An 800-nucleotide genomic window follows, 5' to 3' on the forward strand; every position below is an offset into this window, starting at 1 on the left:
GGAATAGGAAGGATGTAAAAAATGGGCGTAATAATTAACAATCAAAACACGAAAAATTTAGGATTTGCTTTAAAAGGGCGCCCTAACATCCCTTCAGCTAATAAAAGATATGAATCAACCGAAGTCGAAGGTAGAGACGGTAGTCTGACAAGGTTTATTGGCTATGAAGATTTAAAATTTAGCTTAACTTTTAATGTCTTATTTCAATCAGATATCAAGCAAAAATTGAGAGAAATCAAAGGGGTGTTGGCACAGGCTGGCACTCTTTCCTTTGATGATTCACCAAACTTTTATTACAAAATCAAGCAAGCTCAAATATCAGAAACTGAATCAGTCATTAAAGCAAGTGGTGTATTTAGCGTTGATTTTGTTGCAGAGCCGTTTGAATACCAAAAAACATCATCAACAGCTTATACAACTAAGCCGATTAGTTTAACTAATCAAACGACTGCTGAAGCATTACCGATAATTAAAATTACTGGAACTGGAACAGTAGTTTTAAACATAAATGGAACAGGTATAACGCTGACTGGATTGACGAGTTCAATCACCTTGGATAGCGAGTTACAAGAAGCTTATACAGGATTAACAACCAATATGAATGCAAGCATGAATGGTAATTTTCCAGTTTTAAAAATTGGTTCAAATAGCATTACATGGACTGGAACTGTAACAAAAGTAGAGATTGACCCTAAATGGAGGTGGCTAACTTGATAAATTTATTTAAAAAAGATGAAACAACTTTTGAGCATAATGGATTAGGCTCATTGGATAAAAATATTCTTAATCCAGAAATTGCC

General features: G+C 34.1%; 1 protein-coding gene. It reads left to right on the forward strand.

Features of this window, described 5'->3' with window-relative positions; genetic code table 11:
* Window positions 1–21: 21 nt before the first annotated feature.
* Entirely contained in the window at window positions 22–714 is a 693-nt protein-coding gene (locus LRA01S_RS10595) for a phage tail domain-containing protein (RefSeq protein WP_061775565.1), read from the forward strand.
* The last annotated feature ends 86 nt before the right edge of the window (window positions 715–800 follow it).

Origin of the sequence: Pseudolactococcus raffinolactis NBRC 100932 (assembly GCF_001591765.1) — a bacterium.
Classification (GTDB): Bacteria; Bacillota; Bacilli; order Lactobacillales; family Streptococcaceae; genus Pseudolactococcus; species Pseudolactococcus raffinolactis.

Coding starts and splice junctions, on each gene's coding strand:
- LRA01S_RS10595 (WP_061775565.1), top strand. CDS start 22: ATGGGCGTAATAATTAACAATCAAAACACGAAAAATTTAGGATTTGCT.